The organism is Streptomyces sp. NPDC048650 (assembly GCF_043199095.1).
Lineage (GTDB): Bacteria > Actinomycetota > Actinomycetes > Streptomycetales > Streptomycetaceae > Streptomyces.
Genome location: NZ_JBICVM010000014.1, coordinates 165,503 through 182,722 on the forward strand (window position 1 = coordinate 165,503; position 17,220 = coordinate 182,722).

Genomic DNA, 17,220 nt, shown 5'->3' on the forward strand with positions numbered 1-17,220 from the left:
ATGCGCATCCGATCCGAACGGGGCAGGTCAAGCGCTTTTCGCGGTGGTGCGACGGAGGAAGGCCGGAAACCGTCGCACCGCCCCCGCCCGGGAAGCTCCGGGACCCCACGATTCGGGAAAAATCCGTCACATCCTACAGAGTTTTCACGCCATGTGATCTTGCGCACAGACGAGGGAGCGGTCTTCAGGGAAGGTGTGCCGTCGGCCGACCCGCGCGATCCGTGGGGCCGGTCCCGGCTCAAGCCCCTGCCTGAAAGCGAGATGCACCAGCAGTGAGCACCGAAACCGTCACAGACGCGGCCAATGAAACACCGGACGGGGGAAGCGGCGCACAGCAGGATGCGGGCGACGCGGGCTACAGCAAGGGGCTCAAGGGCCGCCACGTCAACATGATCGCGATCGGTGGGGCGATCGGTACCGGCCTGTTCCTCGGCGCCGGTGGCCGACTGCACTCCGCCGGCCCCGCACTGGCCGTCGCCTACGCGGTCTGCGGCCTCTTCGCCTTCTTCGTCGTACGCGCCCTCGGCGAGCTGGTGCTGCACCGCCCGTCCTCCGGCTCGTTCGTCTCCTACGCCCGGGAATTCCTGGGGGAGAAGGGCGCCTACGTCGCCGGCTGGATGTACGTCGTCAACTGGTCGACGACCGGTATCGCCGACATCACGGCCATCGCCCTCTACACCCACTACTGGAGCATGTTCACCAGTGTTCCGCAGTGGGTGATGGCGCTGATCGCGCTGGCGGTCGTGCTCACGGTCAACCTGATCTCGGTGAAGATCTTCGGTGAGCTGGAGTTCTGGTTCGCGATCATCAAGGTCGCGGCGCTGGTCCTCTTCATGTTCATCGGCATCTTCCTGCTGGCCACCCAGCACCCCGTCGGCGGGCACACACCGGGCCTCGATCTGATCACCGACAACGGCGGGATCTTCCCGACCGGTCTGCTCCCGGTCGTGATCGTGCTCCAAGGCGTCGTCTTCGCCTACTCCGCCGTCGAGCTGGTGGGCGTCACCGCGGGCGAGACCAGCGAGCCCGAGAAGGTCGTGCCGAGGGCCGTCAACTCCATCATGTGGCGGGTCGGCGTCTTCTACGTCGGCTCGGTGGTGCTGCTCGCACTGCTGATGCCGTGGAACAAGTTCACCGGCGACCAGAGCCCCTTCGTGACGGTGCTGTCCAACGTCGGCGTGCCGGCGGCGGGCGACGTGATGAACCTCGTGGTGCTGACGGCGGCGATGTCCAGCCTGAACTCCGGCCTCTACTCCACCGGCCGCATTCTGCGCTCGATGTCGATGGCCGGCTCGGCGCCCCGGTTCGCGGGCCTGATGAACCGCAACCAGGTGCCGTACGGCGGCATCATGCTCACCTCCGCGGTATGCGTGCTGGGTGTGGCACTGAACTACGTCATGCCGGACCAGGCGTTCGAGATCGTGATCAACATCGCGGCGCTCGGCGTCATCTCCACCTGGTGCGTGATCATGGTCTGCCACATGGCGTTCGTGCGCCGCACGAAGCAGGGCCTCCTTCGGCGGCCGCGCTTCCGGCTGCCCGGCACGCCGGTCACCGACATCGCCACCATCGTCTTCCTGCTCGGCGTCATCGTGCTGATGTGGTTCGACGACGGCGTCGGACGGCAGACCGTGATGCTGATCCCGGTCCTGGCCGTGGCCCTGGTCGCCGGCTGGTTCGGGGTGCGCGGCCGGGTGGCCCGGATCGCCAAGGAACGCGAACTGTCGAAGTAACGCACAGCGGCAGCACGCCCGAGGGTTCGAGGGGCGGCGGCGGAGGCCCGAGGGCTTCCGCCGCCGCCCCTCGCCGTGCGGGGCCCCGCCGGGGTCAGCCGGTCAGGTGGGTCACCACCGAACGCATTGCGTGGCGCAGGGCCGGGAGAGTCTCCTCGGGCGGGTCGAGGGTCTCGAAGCCGTGGTGGCCGTTCGGGACGTCGACCAGTTCCAGGTGCGCCCCACAGCCCTCGGCCGCGGTCACGAACGCCTCCACGGTGGCCGCGATCTCGGGTGTCTCGCGCCCCGCACGGAGGAGGACGACGGGCAGGGCACCCGTGTGCGCGACCGCCCGAACCGGGTGGAACCGGCTGCCGGCCAGCCCCCAGTTGGGCAGTGGTGCCAGGATCGGATAGGAGGCGGCCAGGCAGCGCAACCAGGCCGGGGGCCGCGTCAGCCAGTCCGCGGTGAGCAGGCCGCCACCGGAGAAGAACCACAGGGCGACCCGGTCCGCGTCCACCCGGGGATCGGCCCGCGCCAGTTCCACCGCGCCGGCGACGTCCGCGGCGGCGCACTCGTAGTCGGCGACGTCGTGCAGCCGGTGGTCGAGGGTCACGCCGACCATGCCCTCGGCGGCCGCCAGACGGGCGTACCCCACCAGGGTCGGCCAGTCGCGCGGGGTCGGCCGGGCCCCGGCGGGCACCGGGCCGCCGTGCACGAAGACCACGGCCGGTCGCGGGCCCTCGGCGTCGGGGACGTACAGGTCGACTCGACCCCTGCGATCCCTGGGCAGCTCGGGCACGTCCAGCGGGAACGGGCGCAGGTGGGCGGGCGTCCCGCCGGCGCCGACCGGTCGTAGGCGGCGCCCCTCACCGGCCGCAGCCCGCAGCAGGACGTCCGCCAGCGCGGCGGCGCAGGACAGCATCGGCCAGTGGCCGGTGGGCAGTTCGAAGAAGGTGACCTGAGGGTCGGTCAGGGCCGCCAGCGCGGGGTCGCCGAGGTCGACGAGCCGTTGCACCAGGTCGACGCTCACGCCGTTGAGGGTGCACAGCACCCCGGTGGTGGGCACCGCGGCAGCCGCTCCGGTCAGCCGCAGCGGCTGGAACAGGGTGCCCAGCGGCTGTGGCGCGGCAAGGGCGGTGAGCCGATCCAGTGCCGCGCCGCAGACGCCGGCGGTACTGCCCCAGCGCTGCCACTCGTCACGGGCCGGTGGCGCCAACTCACCGTCTTTTTCGCCCTGTTGGGCCCGATCGGCCAGCTGCGCGCGCAGGGCCTGGTCCGGCACGGCGGCCAGGGCCGGCACGCCGTTTTGGGGCATCCCGCAGTCCAGGTACACGACGCGGGCGACGCGCTGTGGCCGCCGGTCGGCGGCGCCGAGCACCGGATGGATGCCGTAGTCGTGGCCGACGAGCACGATCTCCCGGTCGGACCCCGCGCCCACCGCGTCGATCACGGCGATCACGTCCGCGATGTGCGTCTCCAGATCGATGCGGGCCGACGCCGCGGGGCGGGCCGCATCGACTCCGGTGAGCGGCACGGCGTGCACCTCGCCGCCCGCCGCGGCCAGCAGCGCGGTCGTCTCCTGCCACACCTGGGCGCCGGTGAACACGCCGGCCACCATGATGAACACGGTCATGGCCCCTCCTCGGGTCCGTCACATGACGTCACGCCGGTCGCGTACGCCGTGGTCCGCGGGCCGGGGCGTACGCCCCGGCCCGCGGGTGCCGGTACCGTAGGACCTCCCCCTGAGGGAGGTTCAACTGTCGTCGCACGAGGGTGTCTGGAGCATCGGCGAGCTCGCCGAGCGCGCGGGTGTCACGGTGAAGGCCGTCCGTTTCTACTCGGACCGGAGTCTGCTGCCCGAGGCGGCACGCAGCGGCGGCGGGCACCGCCGCTACGGCCCCGAGGCGCTGGAGCGGCTGCGGCTGATCCGCTCCCTGCGAGCCCTCGAACTGCCGCTGCCCGAGGTGCGCCGGGTCCTTGAGGACGAGGACGCGGCGGGTCGTGTGCTGGAGGACGCCGTCGCGCGCCGCCTGCGCGAGCTGGGCGGTGAGCTCAAGGCGTTGCGCTGGCGGGAGGCGGCGCTGCAACTGGTGCGGGAGTGCCCGCCCGCGGAGCAGGCAGACCGGCTGCGGCTGATCGGCGCGGTGAGCGTCCCGCCGAGCACGGCGCCGCTGGCCCGGTTCTGGCGTGCCTGGCTGCCGCCGCGGATGCCGGCCCGGGGGACATCGGCGTTTTTGGAGGTGGCCGTTCCGCAGCCGCCCGACGAGCCGGGCCCGGCGCAGGTGCTCGCTTTCGCCCAGCTGCACGAGATGACCACGGCTCCCTGCCTGGTCGGCCGGCAGCCCCAGCCGGACGTGCACCGAGTGGCCGGGGCCCGCGGGGCGGCCGCACTGTACGCGGGCCTCGCCGAGGCGTACGAGCTCGCGGGCCCGCAGCTGCGCCGGGCAAGGGATCCGTACCCGGGCGAGGCGCTGGACGCCTACGTGGCGGCGTACGCGAGCGCGTACGGCAGCCGGGACGTCCGGGAGTTCCGCCGCATGCTGGCCGCGCGGCTCGCGGCCGAGCCGCGCCTGGACCGGTACTGGGAGCTGACGGCCGTGGTGATGACGCCGCCGGGCGGGCGGCCGGAGCCGACCCCCGGCTCCGCGGACGACTGGCTGCGCGCGGCACTGGAGCGGGACAACGCCGGAGCGGCGTAGACCACCGGGTTCCGAGCGTCGGCGCGCCGCTCGAGGGACGAGGACGTTTCCGCGTGGTGTGTGGGGGCACACGCTTGTCAGTCCCCGGCTGATCTCCCCCGTTCAGCCGGGGACTTCTGCTATCGGTATCGGGATACCTGCGCCGTTGCCCGGCGCCGGCAGTCGGTCCGGGCGGCGGCCGGGGCGGAGGGCCGTGCCTCCCCGGCGGATTGTCAGTGGTCGGCCTTAGCGTTGTGGCATGACTGAGAACACGGGGATCTCGTACGTCAAGGGGGACGCCACCGCGCCGCAGAGCAAGGGCGTCAAGATCATCGCGCATGTCTGCAACGACCTCGGCGGCTGGGGAAAGGGCTTCGTGCTGGCGCTCTCCCGTCGCTGGCCGGAGCCGGAGGCCGCCTACCGCGCATGGCACCGCGATCGGGCGGGGAACGACTTCGGGCTCGGGGCGGTCCAGTTCGTCAGGGTCGGGGAGTGGCTCTGGGTGGCCAACATCGTGGGGCAGCGCGGGATCCGGACGGGCAGCAAGGGCGTTCCGGTGCGGTACGACGCCATCGACGCGGGGCTGGGCCGGGTGGCGGTCAGGGCCCTGGAGCTCGGGGCGTCGGTCCATATGCCGCGGATCGGCTGCGGGCTGGCGGGCGGACGGTGGCCCCGGGTGGAGCCGCTGGTAGCGGAGCGGCTCACCCGGCAGGGCATACCCGTCACGGTCTACGACCACTGAGGAGGCAGCGGCAGGCCGCGGCCCCGGCGGTCAGCCGCCGAGCAGCGGATAGTGATCGGAGAGGTTGGTGTAGGTGTACTTCTTGCCCCAGCTGGAGACCGTCCAGGGCGCCGACTCCTCCTTGATCACCGTGTTGTGCCAGCCCGTCGGCCGGGCGTGGCCGTTGCGGTACAGGACATAGTCCAGGTCCTCGCGCGGGTCGTCCGGGTAGCGGTCCTTCGCTATCGAGTTCTCCTGGGTGTCGAAGGAGTACGGGTGGCCCGTGCGGCTGTCGGCGGGCGCCAGATCGGCGTTGGCGAGCAGCGCGTTGTACTCCTCGCCGTGCGAGTCGATGTTCAGGTCGCCGGCGAGCATGACCTCTTCGTCCGCCGGGATGTGCTTGGCGTCGAGGAAGGCGTCGATCTCCTTGAGCTGGCGGGCACGGTCGGCGACCGCCTCGCCCGCCTTGCAGCCCGAATCGGTGGACTGCGTGTGTGTGCCGACGACATGCACCTTGGTGCCGTTGACGTCCAACACCGCGTAGACGAAGCCCTTGTTGGAGTAGGAGTCCGAACCGCAGGCGTCCTGATAGACGTACTGCTCCTTGTGCAGGATCGGCCACTTGCTCAGCAGCGTCACCCCGCCGTCCTCGGGGGTGACGGCGGAGTAGGCGCCGCCCGTGGCGTCCCAGCCGTCCTTGGTGCGGCCCACGACGGGCGTCTGGTGCGGATACTGCGCCGCGGCATGGGACTTCAGGGCGTCGGAGGAGGAGTTGTCGAAGGCCTCTTGGAGGATGACGACGTCGTTGCCCTGGAAGAAGTCGGCAGCCGGAATCGCCTGCGCGCGGTGGTCCTGGCCCCAGTTGGGATAGAGGTTCTGGCTCATGAGGAAGGCGTTGTAGGTGAGCACCTTCAGGTGGGGGGTGGTGGCGGCCGACGCCGTCGGGGACACGGCGGTGAGGGTGACGGCTGCCAGGGCTGCGGCGGTCGCGGCGGTCCGGCAGACGCGCAGCGCTGAGTGCGACACGGGAACTCCCTGTGGGGTGGGGGCGTGATCCGGCGACGCTCATCCAACCAGCTGGGGTTACTTCTAGGTAACCACCCGGGAGGTAGGAGATGGAGGGGAACGGAACCGGAGGGCGCGGACGGCTCCGGCGCCGGAGGGGAGCCGGGGCCGGGGCCCCGACTCCCGCCGGATCAGTGTCCGTGCACCCCGTGCACATGGTGCGTGGCCGCGATCTGCTTCCACGACCTGGGCTGTGCGAGCGGTCCCCGTGCCGTGCCGAACGCCCGCTTGGCGGCGCTCGCCGCCGGCTTGGCGGGCTGGAACAGCCAGGTGTCGAAGAAGTCGCCCAGCTTCTTGCCGGACTTCTTCTCGGCGAACGCCACGAAGTCGGCCACCGAGGCGTTGCCGTACCGGTGCTCCGTCGGCCAGGACTTGAGGAGGCCGAAGAAGACCTTGTCGCCGAGCTTGTTGCGGAGCGCCTGGAGGGCGAGGGCGCCCCGGTCGTAGACCGCGTCGTCGAACTGGTTCTCCGCGCCCGGGTTACCCGGCTTGACCTTCCAGAACGGGTCGTCGGCCGGGTGCTGGGCGTAGACGTAGTCCGCCAGCTCCTGCGCGGTGCCCTCGCCCTCCTTCTCCGACCACAGCCACTGGCTGTAGGCGGCGAAGCCCTCGTTGACCCAGATGTCCTTCCAGTCCTTGAGCGAGACGCTGTCGCCGTACCACTGGTGCGCCAGCTCGTGCACCACGACGGAGACGTTGGTACCGCGGTCGAAGGCCTTCTTGCCGTAGAACGGGCGGGTCTGGGTCTCCAGGGCGTATCCCGCCGGCACATTGGGCACATAGCCGCCCACCGCGTTGAACGGGTACGGCCCGAAGACGCTCTCCAGCCACTCGGTGATCTCGGTGGTCCGCTCGATGCTCGCCTTCGCCGAGCCCTCGTTCGCGCCGAGGTCCTTGCTGACGGCGTTGATCACCGGCAGGCCGTTCGCGGTCGTGTCGGTGGTGATGTCGAACTTGCCGACGGCCAGCGTCGTCAGATACGTCGCCTGAGGCTTGTCCGACCGCCAGTTGTAGCGTGTCCAGCCGAGCTTGGAGGACTGCGAGGCCAGCACGCCGTTGCTGAGCGCCTGGGTCCCGTCCGGGACGGACACCGACACGTCGTAGGTCGCCTTGTCGGTGGGATGGTCGTTGCTGGGGAACCACCACACGGCGGAGTCCGGCTCCTGCGCCACCACGCCGCCGTCCGGCGTACGGGCCCAGGCGGTGAAGCCGTCTATCTTCAGGTCGGAGGGCTTGCCCGCGTAGCGCACCACGACGCTGATCTGCTTGCCCTTCTCCAGGGGCGAAGCCGGGGTGACCTCCAGCTCGTGCTTGCCGGACGTGGCGAAGGCCGCCTTCTTGCCGTTGACCCGGATCTCGTCGACCTTGAGGCCGAAGTCCAGGTTGAAGCGGGAGAGGTCCTGGGTGGTCTTGGCGAGCAGCGTCGCCGTGCCCTCCAGCAGGTCCGTCTTCGGCTGGTACTTGAGCCGCAGGTCGTAGTGGGAGACGTCGTAGCCGCCGTTCCCGCTCTCGGGGTAGTAGGTGTCGCCCACTCCCGGAGCCCCGGGCCGGAAGTCGGCCGCGGATGCCGGGATCGCCAGCAGCAGGCTGAGTACGGCCGCACCCGGGACGATAAGTCTGTGACGCACGAGTACTCCAACTCGTAGGGGAGGTCGATCTCTTGGGAGCCTATGTATTCATCGGGGCCGTAGTCATGTCCATGGCCTTATCTGACACATGACCGACATCTCGCTTTCACGGACCTCTGCGGCCCTCTTCTGTACGGGAGTTCGACCGCGCTACCGTCCGCCCGTGACGATACGTGCGCGGATACCCCGCATCCCCTGGACGGCGCTCGTAATGGCGGCCACCGTCGCCCTGCTCTCCGTGCTCATCGCGCCGGGCGGTGCGGACGCGACCTCCGCGCCCGGCGAGAGCACGCCCGTGTACTCCTACGACCACGCCATCCGTGAATCGGTATGGGTGGACACCCGGCTCGACGGCGACGGGGACGGCAGGACCGACCGGGTCGCCGTCGACATCGTGCGCCCGTCCGAGCCCGCCCGGCAGGGCCGCCGGATACCGGTGATCATGGATGCCAGTCCCTACTACTCCTGTTGCGGACGCGGTAACGAGAGCCAGAAGAAGACCTACGACGACCAGGGCCGGCCGGTCCAGTTCCCGCTGTTCTACGACAACTACTTCGTGCCGCGCGGCTATGCGACGGTCCTCGTCGACCTGGCGGGCACCAACCGCTCCGACGGCTGCATCGACATCGGCGGACGCTCCGACATCGGCTCGGCGAAGGCGGTGGTCGACTGGCTGGACGGCAGGGGGCGGGCCTACTCCGCCCGTACGGGAGGCACGCGCGTCGACGCCGGCTGGTCCAACGGCAGAACCGGCATGATCGGCAAGAGCTGGGACGCCACCATCGCCAACGGCGTCGCGGCCACCGGGGTCGAGAACCTCAAGACCATCGTCCCGATCGCCGGCATCTCCTCCTGGTACGACTACTACTTCGCCAAGGGGGCCCCGCTCTACGACTCCGGCCCCGACGCGCTGGCGACGGCCGTCGAGAGCCCCGAAGCGCAGAAGCGCTGCGCCGCCGTACAGCGGAAGCTGGTCGAGGGCGCGCCGCGGACCGGCGACTGGACCGGGCTGTGGACCGAGCGGGACTACGTCCGCAACGCGGGCAGGGTCCGCGCCAGCGTCCTCATGGTGCACGGGATGCAGGACCTCAACGTCCGTACCCGGCACGCCGGCCGCTGGTGGGACGCGCTCGCCGCGCACGGCGTCGAACGCAAGGTGTGGCTGTCCCAGACCGGGCATGTGGACCCCTTCGACTACCGCCGCGGAGCGTGGGTCAAAACGCTCCACCGGTGGTTCGACCACTATCTGATGGGTTACGACAACGGCATCGAGCGCGCCCCGATGGCGGACGTCGAGCGGACACCCGGCACGTGGTCCACCGACGCGCGGTGGCCAGCGCCCGGCACGGCGGCCACCACCCTGCGGCCCCGCAACGGTGCCACGCCCGGCGTCGGCGTCCTGGGCGGCGCGCCCGCCCCGCAGGGCGCCACCGCGGTGTTCACCGACGACCCGAAGCTGAGCGAGGCCGACTGGGCGGCGGGCATCGACCGTCCGACGCCGGACAAGGCCGGGTTCCGTACGGCGCCGCTGAAGGCACCCCTGCGGCTGTCCGGGTCCGGGAAGGTGACCGTCACCGCCACCCCGAGCACCTCGACCGCGCACCTGTCCGCCGTCCTGGTCGATCTCGGCCCGGACACCATCCGTGACTACGGGGCCGACGGCGAGGGCATCACCACCCTTGCGCGGCAGACCTGTTGGGGCGCCGGAACCAAGGGCGACACCGGGTGCTTCAAGGAGACCGCCGCCGACACCCGGAAGGTCGGGTACACCGTCTTCAGCCGCGGCTGGGCCGACCTCGGCAACTACGCGGACGCCCACCGGGGCCGCCCGCTCACGCCGGGTACGCCGTACACGATCACCCTGGACCTGGCCGCGAGCGACCACATCGTGCCGGCCGGACACCGCCTGGCGCTGATCGTCGCCGGGACCGACGCGGGCCTGATCGACCCGCCGTCCACCAGGCCGAAGCTGACCCTCGACCTGGCCCGCACCTCCGCCCGACTGCCGCTCGTCGGCGGTGCGCCCGCGCTCGCCCGGGCCACCGCGGGTGCCGCGCCGCAGGCGGCGGGGGCGGATGCGCCGCTGGACGGCGTCGCCCCGCCGCGCTCGATCAGCCGCCGGCCGTCCGCGGGATGACCAGGCAGGGGCCGCCCCCCCCGAGGGGCGGCCCCACCCCCCCACGTCCTCGGCCCAAGGGAGGCCCCCTCGTGAGACTCCGCTCCCGCTGCCTGGCCCTCGGTGCGCTGGCCGCCGGCCTGCTGTCCACGCTCGGCGCGACCCTGCCGGCGCCCCCCGCCGGCGCGGCCGCACCGCACGTCCCCCGTACCGGCTTCGAGACCAGCCACGGCGCACGGTGGACCAGCGGGCCCGAGGAGCGGGACTTCCTCGCCGCCGTCGACCGCGCCACGCCGCGGGTACGGATCGACCGCATCGGTGCCACCCGGCAGGGCCGCCCCATGCGGCTGGTGCGCATCGGCGCCCCGGCCCCCGAGCGCCCCCGGGACGTCCGCCGCGGCAACTCCGTCCTCCTCGTCTGCTCGCAGCACGGCGACGAACCCTCCGGGCGCGAGGCGTGCCTGACCACCATCCGCGACCTCGCCTACACCAGTGACCCGGCGATCCTGCGTTTTCTGGCGCGCACCAGCGTGCTGGTCGTACCGACCGCCAACCCCGACGGCCGGGCGGCGGACACCCGCGGCAATGCCGACGGCACGGACATCAACCGCGACCACCTCGCCCTGGCGACCGCCGAGGCCCGCGCGATGGCCGCGGCGATCCGCGACTACCGCCCCGACACCATCTACGACCTGCACGAATACGATCCCACCGCCCCGTACTACCAGAAGGACCTGCTGTCCTTGTGGCCGCGCAACCTCAACACCGCGGACGCGGTGCACCGCGAGTCGAGGGCGCTGTCCCGGGACTTCGTCGAACCAGCCGTCCACGAAGCGGGCTTCACCACCGGCGTCTACGGCATCTGGACCGACCCGGAAACGGGGGACCCCGTCAAACAGGTCGCGGGCGACGGCCAGGAGCGGATCCTCCGCAATACGGCGGGCGTGAAGGGATCGGTCGGCCTGCTCGTCGAGACCCGCATCGCCGCTCCCGCGGCCTCCGGCCGGGGGGACTCCCGCCCCACCGCGCTCGCCGACGCCGGGACGGCCGACCCCGCGTTCACCCGAAGGCGCCGCGTGAACACCCAACTGGCGGCCCTCAAGGGGGCGTTCACCTTCCTGGACGTCCACCGCGGACGCATCGAAGCGGCCACCGCCACCGCACGCCTCGCCGGATACGCCGACCGCGGCCCCGTCCTCCTCGGCGGCGCGGACAACGAACCCCCCACCGACGACCAGATCCTGGCCGATCCACCCTGCGCATACCGCCTCGACGCCACCCGGTTCGCGCAGGTCAGGAAGGTGCTGGCACTGCACGGGGTGACATGGCGGCGGGATGCCGCCGGCGGCGCCGTCGTGCCGCTGCGTCAGCCGCTGCGCCCGCTCGTCCCGCTGCTGCTGGACCGACGGGCCAGTTATCACCTTACGGTCGCGACGCCGGTGCGGTACTGCCGCGATGTGATAGGGGGTAACACGTAAGGAAAATATGGCCAATTGAAAGGTCAACAGTGTCGGACACACTCAAGAAGAACGGGGACGGAGAGGGAGGTGGCCCGCCGCCGGTGGTGGAGCTGCCCGACGATCCGCAGCAGACGGCGCCTCCACAGACCGACCGGGTGGTCTTCGGCGTCACCGCGCTGCTCACCCTGGCGTTCATCGCCTGGGGAGCGGGATCCACCGAATCGCTCAAGAACGTCTCGACGTCGATGCTGAACTGGGTCATCGACAACGGCGGCTGGGCCTTCGTCCTGGCCGCCTCCGGCTTCGTCATATTCGCCATCTGGCTGGCGGTGAGCAAGTACGGCCGGATCACCCTCGGCAAGGAGGGGGAGGAGCCGGAGTTCCGCACGGTCTCGTGGGTCGCGATGATGTTCAGCGCCGGCATGGGCATCGGCCTGATGTTCTACGGCGTCAGCGAGCCGCTGGGGCACTTCATCAAGCCGCCGCCGGGGACCGCCCCCAAGGACGCCGCGCAGGCGATGGACACGGCGCTGGCCACCACGCTGTTCCACTGGACGCTGCATCCCTGGGCCATCTACGCCGTCGTGGGTCTGGCCATCGCTTACAGCTGCTTCCGGCGGGGGAGGCGGCAGACGATAAGCGCGGTGTTCACCCCTCTCATCGGTGAGCGGCGGGCCAACGGCTGGGGCGGCCGGGTCATCGACATCCTGGCCATCTTCGCCACCCTCTTCGGCTCCGCGGCCTCGCTCGGCCTCGGCGCCCTGCAGATCGGCAGCGGCATCAAGGTCCTCGGCTGGATGGACAGCGTGAGCACGACCCTGCTGGTCGTCATCATCACCGTGCTGACCATCGCCTTCATCCTGTCCGCGGTCTCCGGCATCGCCAAGGGCGTCCAGATGCTGTCCAACATCAACATGGTGCTGGCGCTGATCCTGGCCGTCTTCGTGTTCGTCGTCGGACCGACCATCCTGATCCTCAACCTGGTGCCGACCTCCATCGCTTCGTTCCTCGGCGAGCTCCCGCAGCTGGCGGGCCGTACGGAGGCCAGCAGCGGCAGCCACGTGGGCGACTGGCTGCGCAGCTGGACCGTCTTCTACTGGGCGTGGTGGATCTCCTGGACGCCCTTCGTGGGCATGTTCATCGCCCGCATCAGCCGGGGCCGGACCATCCGCCAGTTCATCGGCGGCGTCATCCTCGTGCCGAGCGTGGTCAGCCTGGTCTGGTTCGCGATCTTCGGCGGTTCGGCGATGAAGCTGCAGAGCGGAAAGCAGCTCAACGGCGCGACGACCTCCGAGGGCCAGCTCTTCGACGTGCTGCACCAGTACCCGGTCGCGACCCTCACCAGCATCCTGGTGATGGTCCTGGTCGGCATCTTCTTCGTCTCCGGTGCCGACGCCGCCTCCATCGTCATGGGCACCCTCTCGCAGAAGGGAACCTTCGAACCGTCCCGCTTCGTGGTGGTGTTCTGGGGCGTGGTGACCGGCGCGGTCGCCGCGGTCATGCTGTTGATCGGCGGTGGTTCGGGCGACGCCCTGACCGGATTGCAGAATCTGACGATCCTGGTTGCGGTGCCGTTCATGGTCGTGATGATCGCCATGTGCTGGGCCCTGCTGCGGGATCTGCGCAGCGACCCGCTGATCGTGCGGGGACAACGGGGCGAGGAGGCCGTCGAGATGGCCGTCATCGCGGGCCACGAGCAGTACGACGGCGACTTCGAGATCCGGATCGGGCCGGGCAGCGGCGGAGGGAACGGCGAAGGGACCGGGGAAGCGGCCGCGGTCCTCGCCGACGCCGTTCCTGCCGACGCCGGACCCGGTGATGCCGGCTCCGGGGACGCCGGCTCCCGGACGACGGAGCGGTGAGTGTGCGGAGGGCCGGACGCACCGGCCCTCCGCGTCCGGCCGGATGCGACAAGGGCGCAGGCGACGGGCCGGATACGACGGGCCGGATACGACGGGCCGGATACGACGGGGCCGGCGCAGCCCGGTTGCCGCTCGCGCGGTGGACGGCCGGCCCGCCGGCTCCCGTGCGTCCGGCGGGCAGCCCGCGCGGCGCGCCGCCACGGGGACGTGATCTTGGCGTAACCCGCCGGCCGTCATCCGGACAAACCCGGACCCTAGGCTGGTGGCAGCACCGTCGGCCGATGAGGAAGCCCATGCCCCGCGCTCTGCGCGCCCTGCCCGCCTGGCTCGCCCACCCCTTCCGCTGGCAGCGGCTGCCCGTCCCGTGGGCGGCCGTCGCCCGCGGCGCCCTGTGCGCGGGGCCGCTCCTCGGCGTGGGTATCGCCACCGGCCACCCGGAGATCGGTGTGCCGGCCGGACTCGGCTCGATGCTGGCCGGCGTCAACGACCGCCCCGGCACCCGGCGCACCGGCATCGTCCACATCGGTCTGCCCGCCCTCGCCTCCGCCTTCGGCATGCTGCTGGGCGCCCTGCTGCGTTCGGCCGACGCCGGATGGTGGATCCTCGCCGCACTGTTCGCGGTCGGCTTCGTCTCCGGTGCGGGCAGCGTCGCCGGACCCGTGCGCTCCACCGCCGGGATGCAGATGCTGGCCACCACCATCCTGGGCGCCGGCATGCCGCTGCCCGGGGCGCCCTGGGAGAAGGCCCTCTACGTCCTCGCCGGCTGCCTCTGGCTGCTTCTGCTGCGCCTCGTACTGCGCTCCCCGCGTCCCGCGGGAGGTCCGCTCAGCGGTGAGCGCGCGGCCGTCGCCACCGTCTTCGACGCGCTCGCCGACGCCCTCGCGGCCGCGGGCGGACCCGGCGCCGAACCGGCGCGGCGCCGCCTGACCGCGGCCCTGGACCGCGCCGACGAGGCCCTGCGCCTGCGCCGCCTGACCAGCAGGCTGCTGCGCCGCCCGGCCCGTACCGAAGAACTGCTGCTCGCCGAGCGGTTCGTCGCGGCGACGGCGCTGTGCGAGGCCAGCGTCGCGCTGCTGTGGGAGGCCCGCCCGCTGCCGGAGCGGGTCACCCGGAGCCCCCGGCAGTTCGCCGAGGCCCTGCGGACCGGCCGGCCACCGGGGCGGCTGTCCGCCCTGGAGTCCAGCTCCGCGGCCCGGGGCGCCTTCGACCGCGCCCTGCTCGACGCCGTGGTGGCCTTCGCCCGGTCCGCACCACAGCCGCAGTCGGCGCCGCCGGAGCGGGACGGCCCCGGGTGGCCGTCACTGGCCCGCCGTGCGCTCGGCGCCGTCAGCCGCCGCACCCGCCCCGGGCGCAGCCTCCTCGGCCCCGCCGGACGGGACTACGGCCTGCGGGTCGCCCTCTGCATCACCGCCAGCGCCGCCGTCGCGCTGCTGCTGCGGGCCGACCACTGGTACTGGCTGCCGGTCACCGCCACCTTCCTGGTGAAGCCGGACCTGGGCCCGCTCTTCTCCCGGACGGTCAACCGCTTCGCCGGGACCGTCGCGGGCGTCCTGGTCTTCGCCGGGGCGGGGCTTCTGCTGACGGGTACGGGGACGTGGTGGCCCGCCCTGGTGGCCGGCGCGGGCGGTGCGCTGCTGCCGTTCGCCACCCGCCACTTCGCGCTGCAGACCGTGGCGATCACCCTCATGGTGCTGTCGTTCGTCCACGTCGGCGGCGATCCTCAGGCCGCCGCCGAGCGGATCGTCGACACCTCCATCGCCTGCGGGATCGTCCTCGTCGTCGGCCATCTGCCCCACCTCGCGGACTCCCGCCGCCGGGTCGGCCAGCGCGTCACGGCGGCGCTGCGGGCCACCGAACGCTTCCTGCGGCACGTCCTGACATCCGAACCGGGCCGGGATCCGGCCGAGCGGCTGGCGCTGCGCCGGGCCGCCTACCGGGCCCTGGGGGAGGCCCGCGCGACCGCCGAGACCGCCGCCGCCGAACTCCTCGCCGACCGCGGCCGCACCCCCGACTGGCTGACCACCGTCACCGCGGCCGAACGCATCGTGGACGCCGCCACCGCCTGCGCGGTACGTCTCGATCACGGCGCCCGTCGCCCGAGCCCCGACGAGGCCGAACGCCTGTGCCAGGCACTCTCCGCCACGGCCGACGCCCTGGAGGACCCGCATGCCCGTGGCTCCGGCACACCCGGGCCCGAGCTCCGGCCCGACCCGGACTGCGCCACCCTCACGGACGTGGCGGCCGAACTGGAGCGGCTGCGGGGGTACGCGGGGACGACGTAGCGGTGCCGCGTCCGCGGCCGGGAACCGCCCTGCGCCCGCGTTCCGCCGGCTCGCATAGGCTGATCGCGGGCCACGGAACGACGGTGGGCCACGGGGACGGCAAGGGGGGCCGGGGTGTACGCGGAGCAGCGGGGCGATTCCGCCATGGGCGACGGGACCGCCGTGGACGACGGGATGGTCGCGGACGGCGGGACGGCCGCGGACGGCGGGGTCGGTGAGGACGAACTCGCCGCTTTCGACCGCACGCTCGCCCGGCTGCGGGCGCTGCCCCTCGACGACCCCCGGCGAGTGCGGGCGGAGCGGGCTGCCGGAACGCTCGTCCGCGATGCGCGGCTCCGCCGGCGCCGGGCGCACAGGCTGGAGCAGGCCGCGGCCGACGCGGCGGTGCTGGCCGCGACGGCGACCGGGTGCCCCGAGCGGCGCGAGGACACCGCCCTGGATCAACGGACCGGTGCGGGCGGGGAGTTGCTGCGGCCGCGCCGCTGCTACGTCTGCAAGGCGCACTACCGGCGGACCGACGCTTTCTACCACCTGCTCTGTCCCGAGTGCGCCGCCGACAACGCCGCGCGCCGGGAGCTGCGGACGGACCTGACCGGACGGCGGGTGCTGCTCACCGGCGGCCGGGTCAAGATCGGGTTCCAGCTGGCGTTGATGATGCTGCGCGACGGCGCGGAGCTGCTGGTCACCAGTCGTTTCCCGCAGGACACCCGGCGCCGGTTCCGCGCTGCCCCGGGCAGCGCGGACTGGCTCGACCGGCTCACCGTCGTCGGCATCGACCTGCGGGACCCGCGCCAGGTGCTCGGTCTGTGCCAGAGCCTGCGGGAAGAGGGCCGACCGCTCGACATCCTCGTCAACAACGCGGCGCAGACGATCCGCCGCCCGCCCGCGTCGTACGCGCTGCTCGCCGCGGGGGAGCGGGGCCGACAGCCGGAGGGGGTACGCCTCGCCCCCGGCTTCCGCACCGACCGAGCCCTGGAGGACCGAGCCCTGGAGGACCGGCAGCCCACCGGCGCCCTCGGGCTGCTGCCGCACGAGCCCGACCGCATGTCCCCGACCGCCCCGCCACCGGCGACCGCGCCACCGGCCGCCCCCGTGCACGCAGCGACCGTGCCACCGGCGGCCCCCGCGCCCGCAGTGGCCGCAGCGCCCGGGGGGCCGCCCGTGCCCGCCGTCGACGAGGCCGGGCTGCTGCCCGACGCCTCACCCAAAAACTCCTGGACGGTCCGCATCGGGGACCTCGACCCCGCCGAACTGCTGGAGACCCAGCTGGTCAACGCCCTGGCGCCCACCCTGCTGTGCGACCGGCTGCTGCCCCTGCTGCTCGCCTCACCGCACCCCCGCCGTTATGTGGTGAACGTGACCGCCGTCGAAGGACGATTCGCGGTGCACAAGAAGACCGGCCGGCATCCGCACACCAACATGGCCAAGGCCGCCCTCAACATGCTCACCCGCACCAGCGGACCCGAACTCGCCGCCCACGGCATCCATATGTGCAGCGTCGACACCGGCTGGATCACCGACGAGAACCCCCTGCCCGTCAAGGAACGGAGCTCCCGGGCCGGCTTCCGTACCCCGCTGGACATCGTGGACGGCGCGGCCCGCATCTACGACCCGATAGTGCGCGGCGAGGCGGGCCACCCGCTCTCCGGAGTCTTCCTCAAGGACTACCGGGAGGCCGACTGGTGAGCACACC

General features: G+C 72.2%; 11 protein-coding genes. 8 read left to right on the forward strand and 3 right to left on the reverse strand.

Features of this window, described 5'->3' with window-relative positions; genetic code table 11:
- Window positions 1-272 precede the first annotated feature (272 nt).
- On the forward strand, window positions 273-1,733 hold the full coding sequence (locus ACGFML_RS31190) for an amino acid permease (RefSeq protein WP_393548974.1): 1,461 nt from the start codon (window positions 273-275) through the stop codon (window positions 1,731-1,733).
- Window positions 1,734-1,827: 94 nt separating this feature from the next.
- Here ACGFML_RS31190 and ACGFML_RS31195 read toward each other — a convergent pair whose 3' ends face one another.
- On the reverse strand, window positions 1,828-3,348 hold the full coding sequence (locus ACGFML_RS31195; RefSeq protein ID WP_393548975.1) for an alpha/beta hydrolase: 1,521 nt from the start codon (window positions 3,346-3,348) through the stop codon (window positions 1,828-1,830).
- Window positions 3,349-3,532: 184 nt separating this feature from the next.
- Here ACGFML_RS31195 and ACGFML_RS31200 point away from each other — a divergent pair, with 184 nt between their 5' ends.
- Together ACGFML_RS31200 and ACGFML_RS31205 are read left to right on the forward strand one after the other, a co-directional pair.
- On the forward strand, window positions 3,533-4,414 hold the full coding sequence (locus tag ACGFML_RS31200) for a MerR family transcriptional regulator (protein ID WP_393548976.1): 882 nt from the start codon (window positions 3,533-3,535) through the stop codon (window positions 4,412-4,414).
- Window positions 4,415-4,652: 238 nt separating this feature from the next.
- Complete coding sequence (locus tag ACGFML_RS31205) at window positions 4,653-5,135, forward strand: macro domain-containing protein (protein ID WP_393548977.1); 483 nt, start codon at window positions 4,653-4,655, stop codon at window positions 5,133-5,135.
- Window positions 5,136-5,165: 30 nt separating this feature from the next.
- Here ACGFML_RS31205 and sph read toward each other — a convergent pair whose 3' ends face one another.
- Window positions 5,166-6,140, reverse strand: coding sequence for a sphingomyelin phosphodiesterase (gene sph, locus ACGFML_RS31210; protein WP_393548978.1), 975 nt, complete (start codon window positions 6,138-6,140; stop codon window positions 5,166-5,168).
- A gap of 170 nt (window positions 6,141-6,310) precedes the next feature.
- The gene (locus ACGFML_RS31215) at window positions 6,311-7,807 is read right to left on the reverse strand and encodes a M1 family metallopeptidase (RefSeq protein WP_393548979.1); all 1,497 of its coding nucleotides are present in this window, start codon (window positions 7,805-7,807) and stop codon (window positions 6,311-6,313) included.
- Between the two features lie 211 nt (window positions 7,808-8,018).
- On the opposite strand from ACGFML_RS31215, the gene ACGFML_RS31220 reads away from it, so the two are divergent.
- The 5 genes from ACGFML_RS31220 (at window position 8,019) to ACGFML_RS31240 (ending at window position 17,213) form a co-directional block, all read left to right on the forward strand.
- Window positions 8,019-9,944 carry a Xaa-Pro dipeptidyl-peptidase gene (locus ACGFML_RS31220; protein WP_393549003.1) on the forward strand — a complete coding sequence of 642 codons (1,926 nt, stop codon included), beginning with the start codon at window positions 8,019-8,021 and terminating at the stop codon, window positions 9,942-9,944.
- A gap of 71 nt (window positions 9,945-10,015) precedes the next feature.
- Window positions 10,016-11,401, forward strand: a complete 1,386-nt coding sequence (locus ACGFML_RS31225) for a M14 family zinc carboxypeptidase (protein WP_393548980.1) — start codon at window positions 10,016-10,018, stop codon at window positions 11,399-11,401.
- A gap of 83 nt (window positions 11,402-11,484) precedes the next feature.
- Window positions 11,485-13,245 (forward strand): BCCT family transporter, encoded by a 1,761-nt coding sequence (locus tag ACGFML_RS31230; RefSeq protein ID WP_393549004.1) that lies wholly within the window; start codon window positions 11,485-11,487, stop codon window positions 13,243-13,245.
- Window positions 13,246-13,538: 293 nt separating this feature from the next.
- Window positions 13,539-15,527 carry an FUSC family protein gene (locus ACGFML_RS31235; protein WP_393549005.1) on the forward strand — a complete coding sequence of 663 codons (1,989 nt, stop codon included), beginning with the start codon at window positions 13,539-13,541 and terminating at the stop codon, window positions 15,525-15,527.
- Window positions 15,528-15,701: 174 nt separating this feature from the next.
- Window positions 15,702-17,213, forward strand: coding sequence for an SDR family NAD(P)-dependent oxidoreductase (locus ACGFML_RS31240; RefSeq protein ID WP_393549006.1), 1,512 nt, complete (start codon window positions 15,702-15,704; stop codon window positions 17,211-17,213).
- Window positions 17,214-17,220: the final 7 nt, after the last annotated feature.

Excerpts from the sequence above, each read along its gene's own strand:
- ACGFML_RS31205 (WP_393548977.1), top strand. The coding sequence starts at position 4,653 with ATGACTGAGAACACGGGGATCTCGTACGTCAAGGGGGACGCCACCGCG.
- ACGFML_RS31195 (WP_393548975.1), bottom strand. The coding sequence starts at position 3,348 with ATGACCGTGTTCATCATGGTGGCCGGCGTGTTCACCGGCGCCCAGGTG.
- ACGFML_RS31220 (WP_393549003.1), top strand. The coding sequence starts at position 8,019 with ATGGCGGCCACCGTCGCCCTGCTCTCCGTGCTCATCGCGCCGGGCGGT.
- ACGFML_RS31235 (WP_393549005.1), top strand. The coding sequence starts at position 13,539 with ATGCCCCGCGCTCTGCGCGCCCTGCCCGCCTGGCTCGCCCACCCCTTC.
- ACGFML_RS31240 (WP_393549006.1), top strand. The coding sequence starts at position 15,702 with ATGGTCGCGGACGGCGGGACGGCCGCGGACGGCGGGGTCGGTGAGGAC.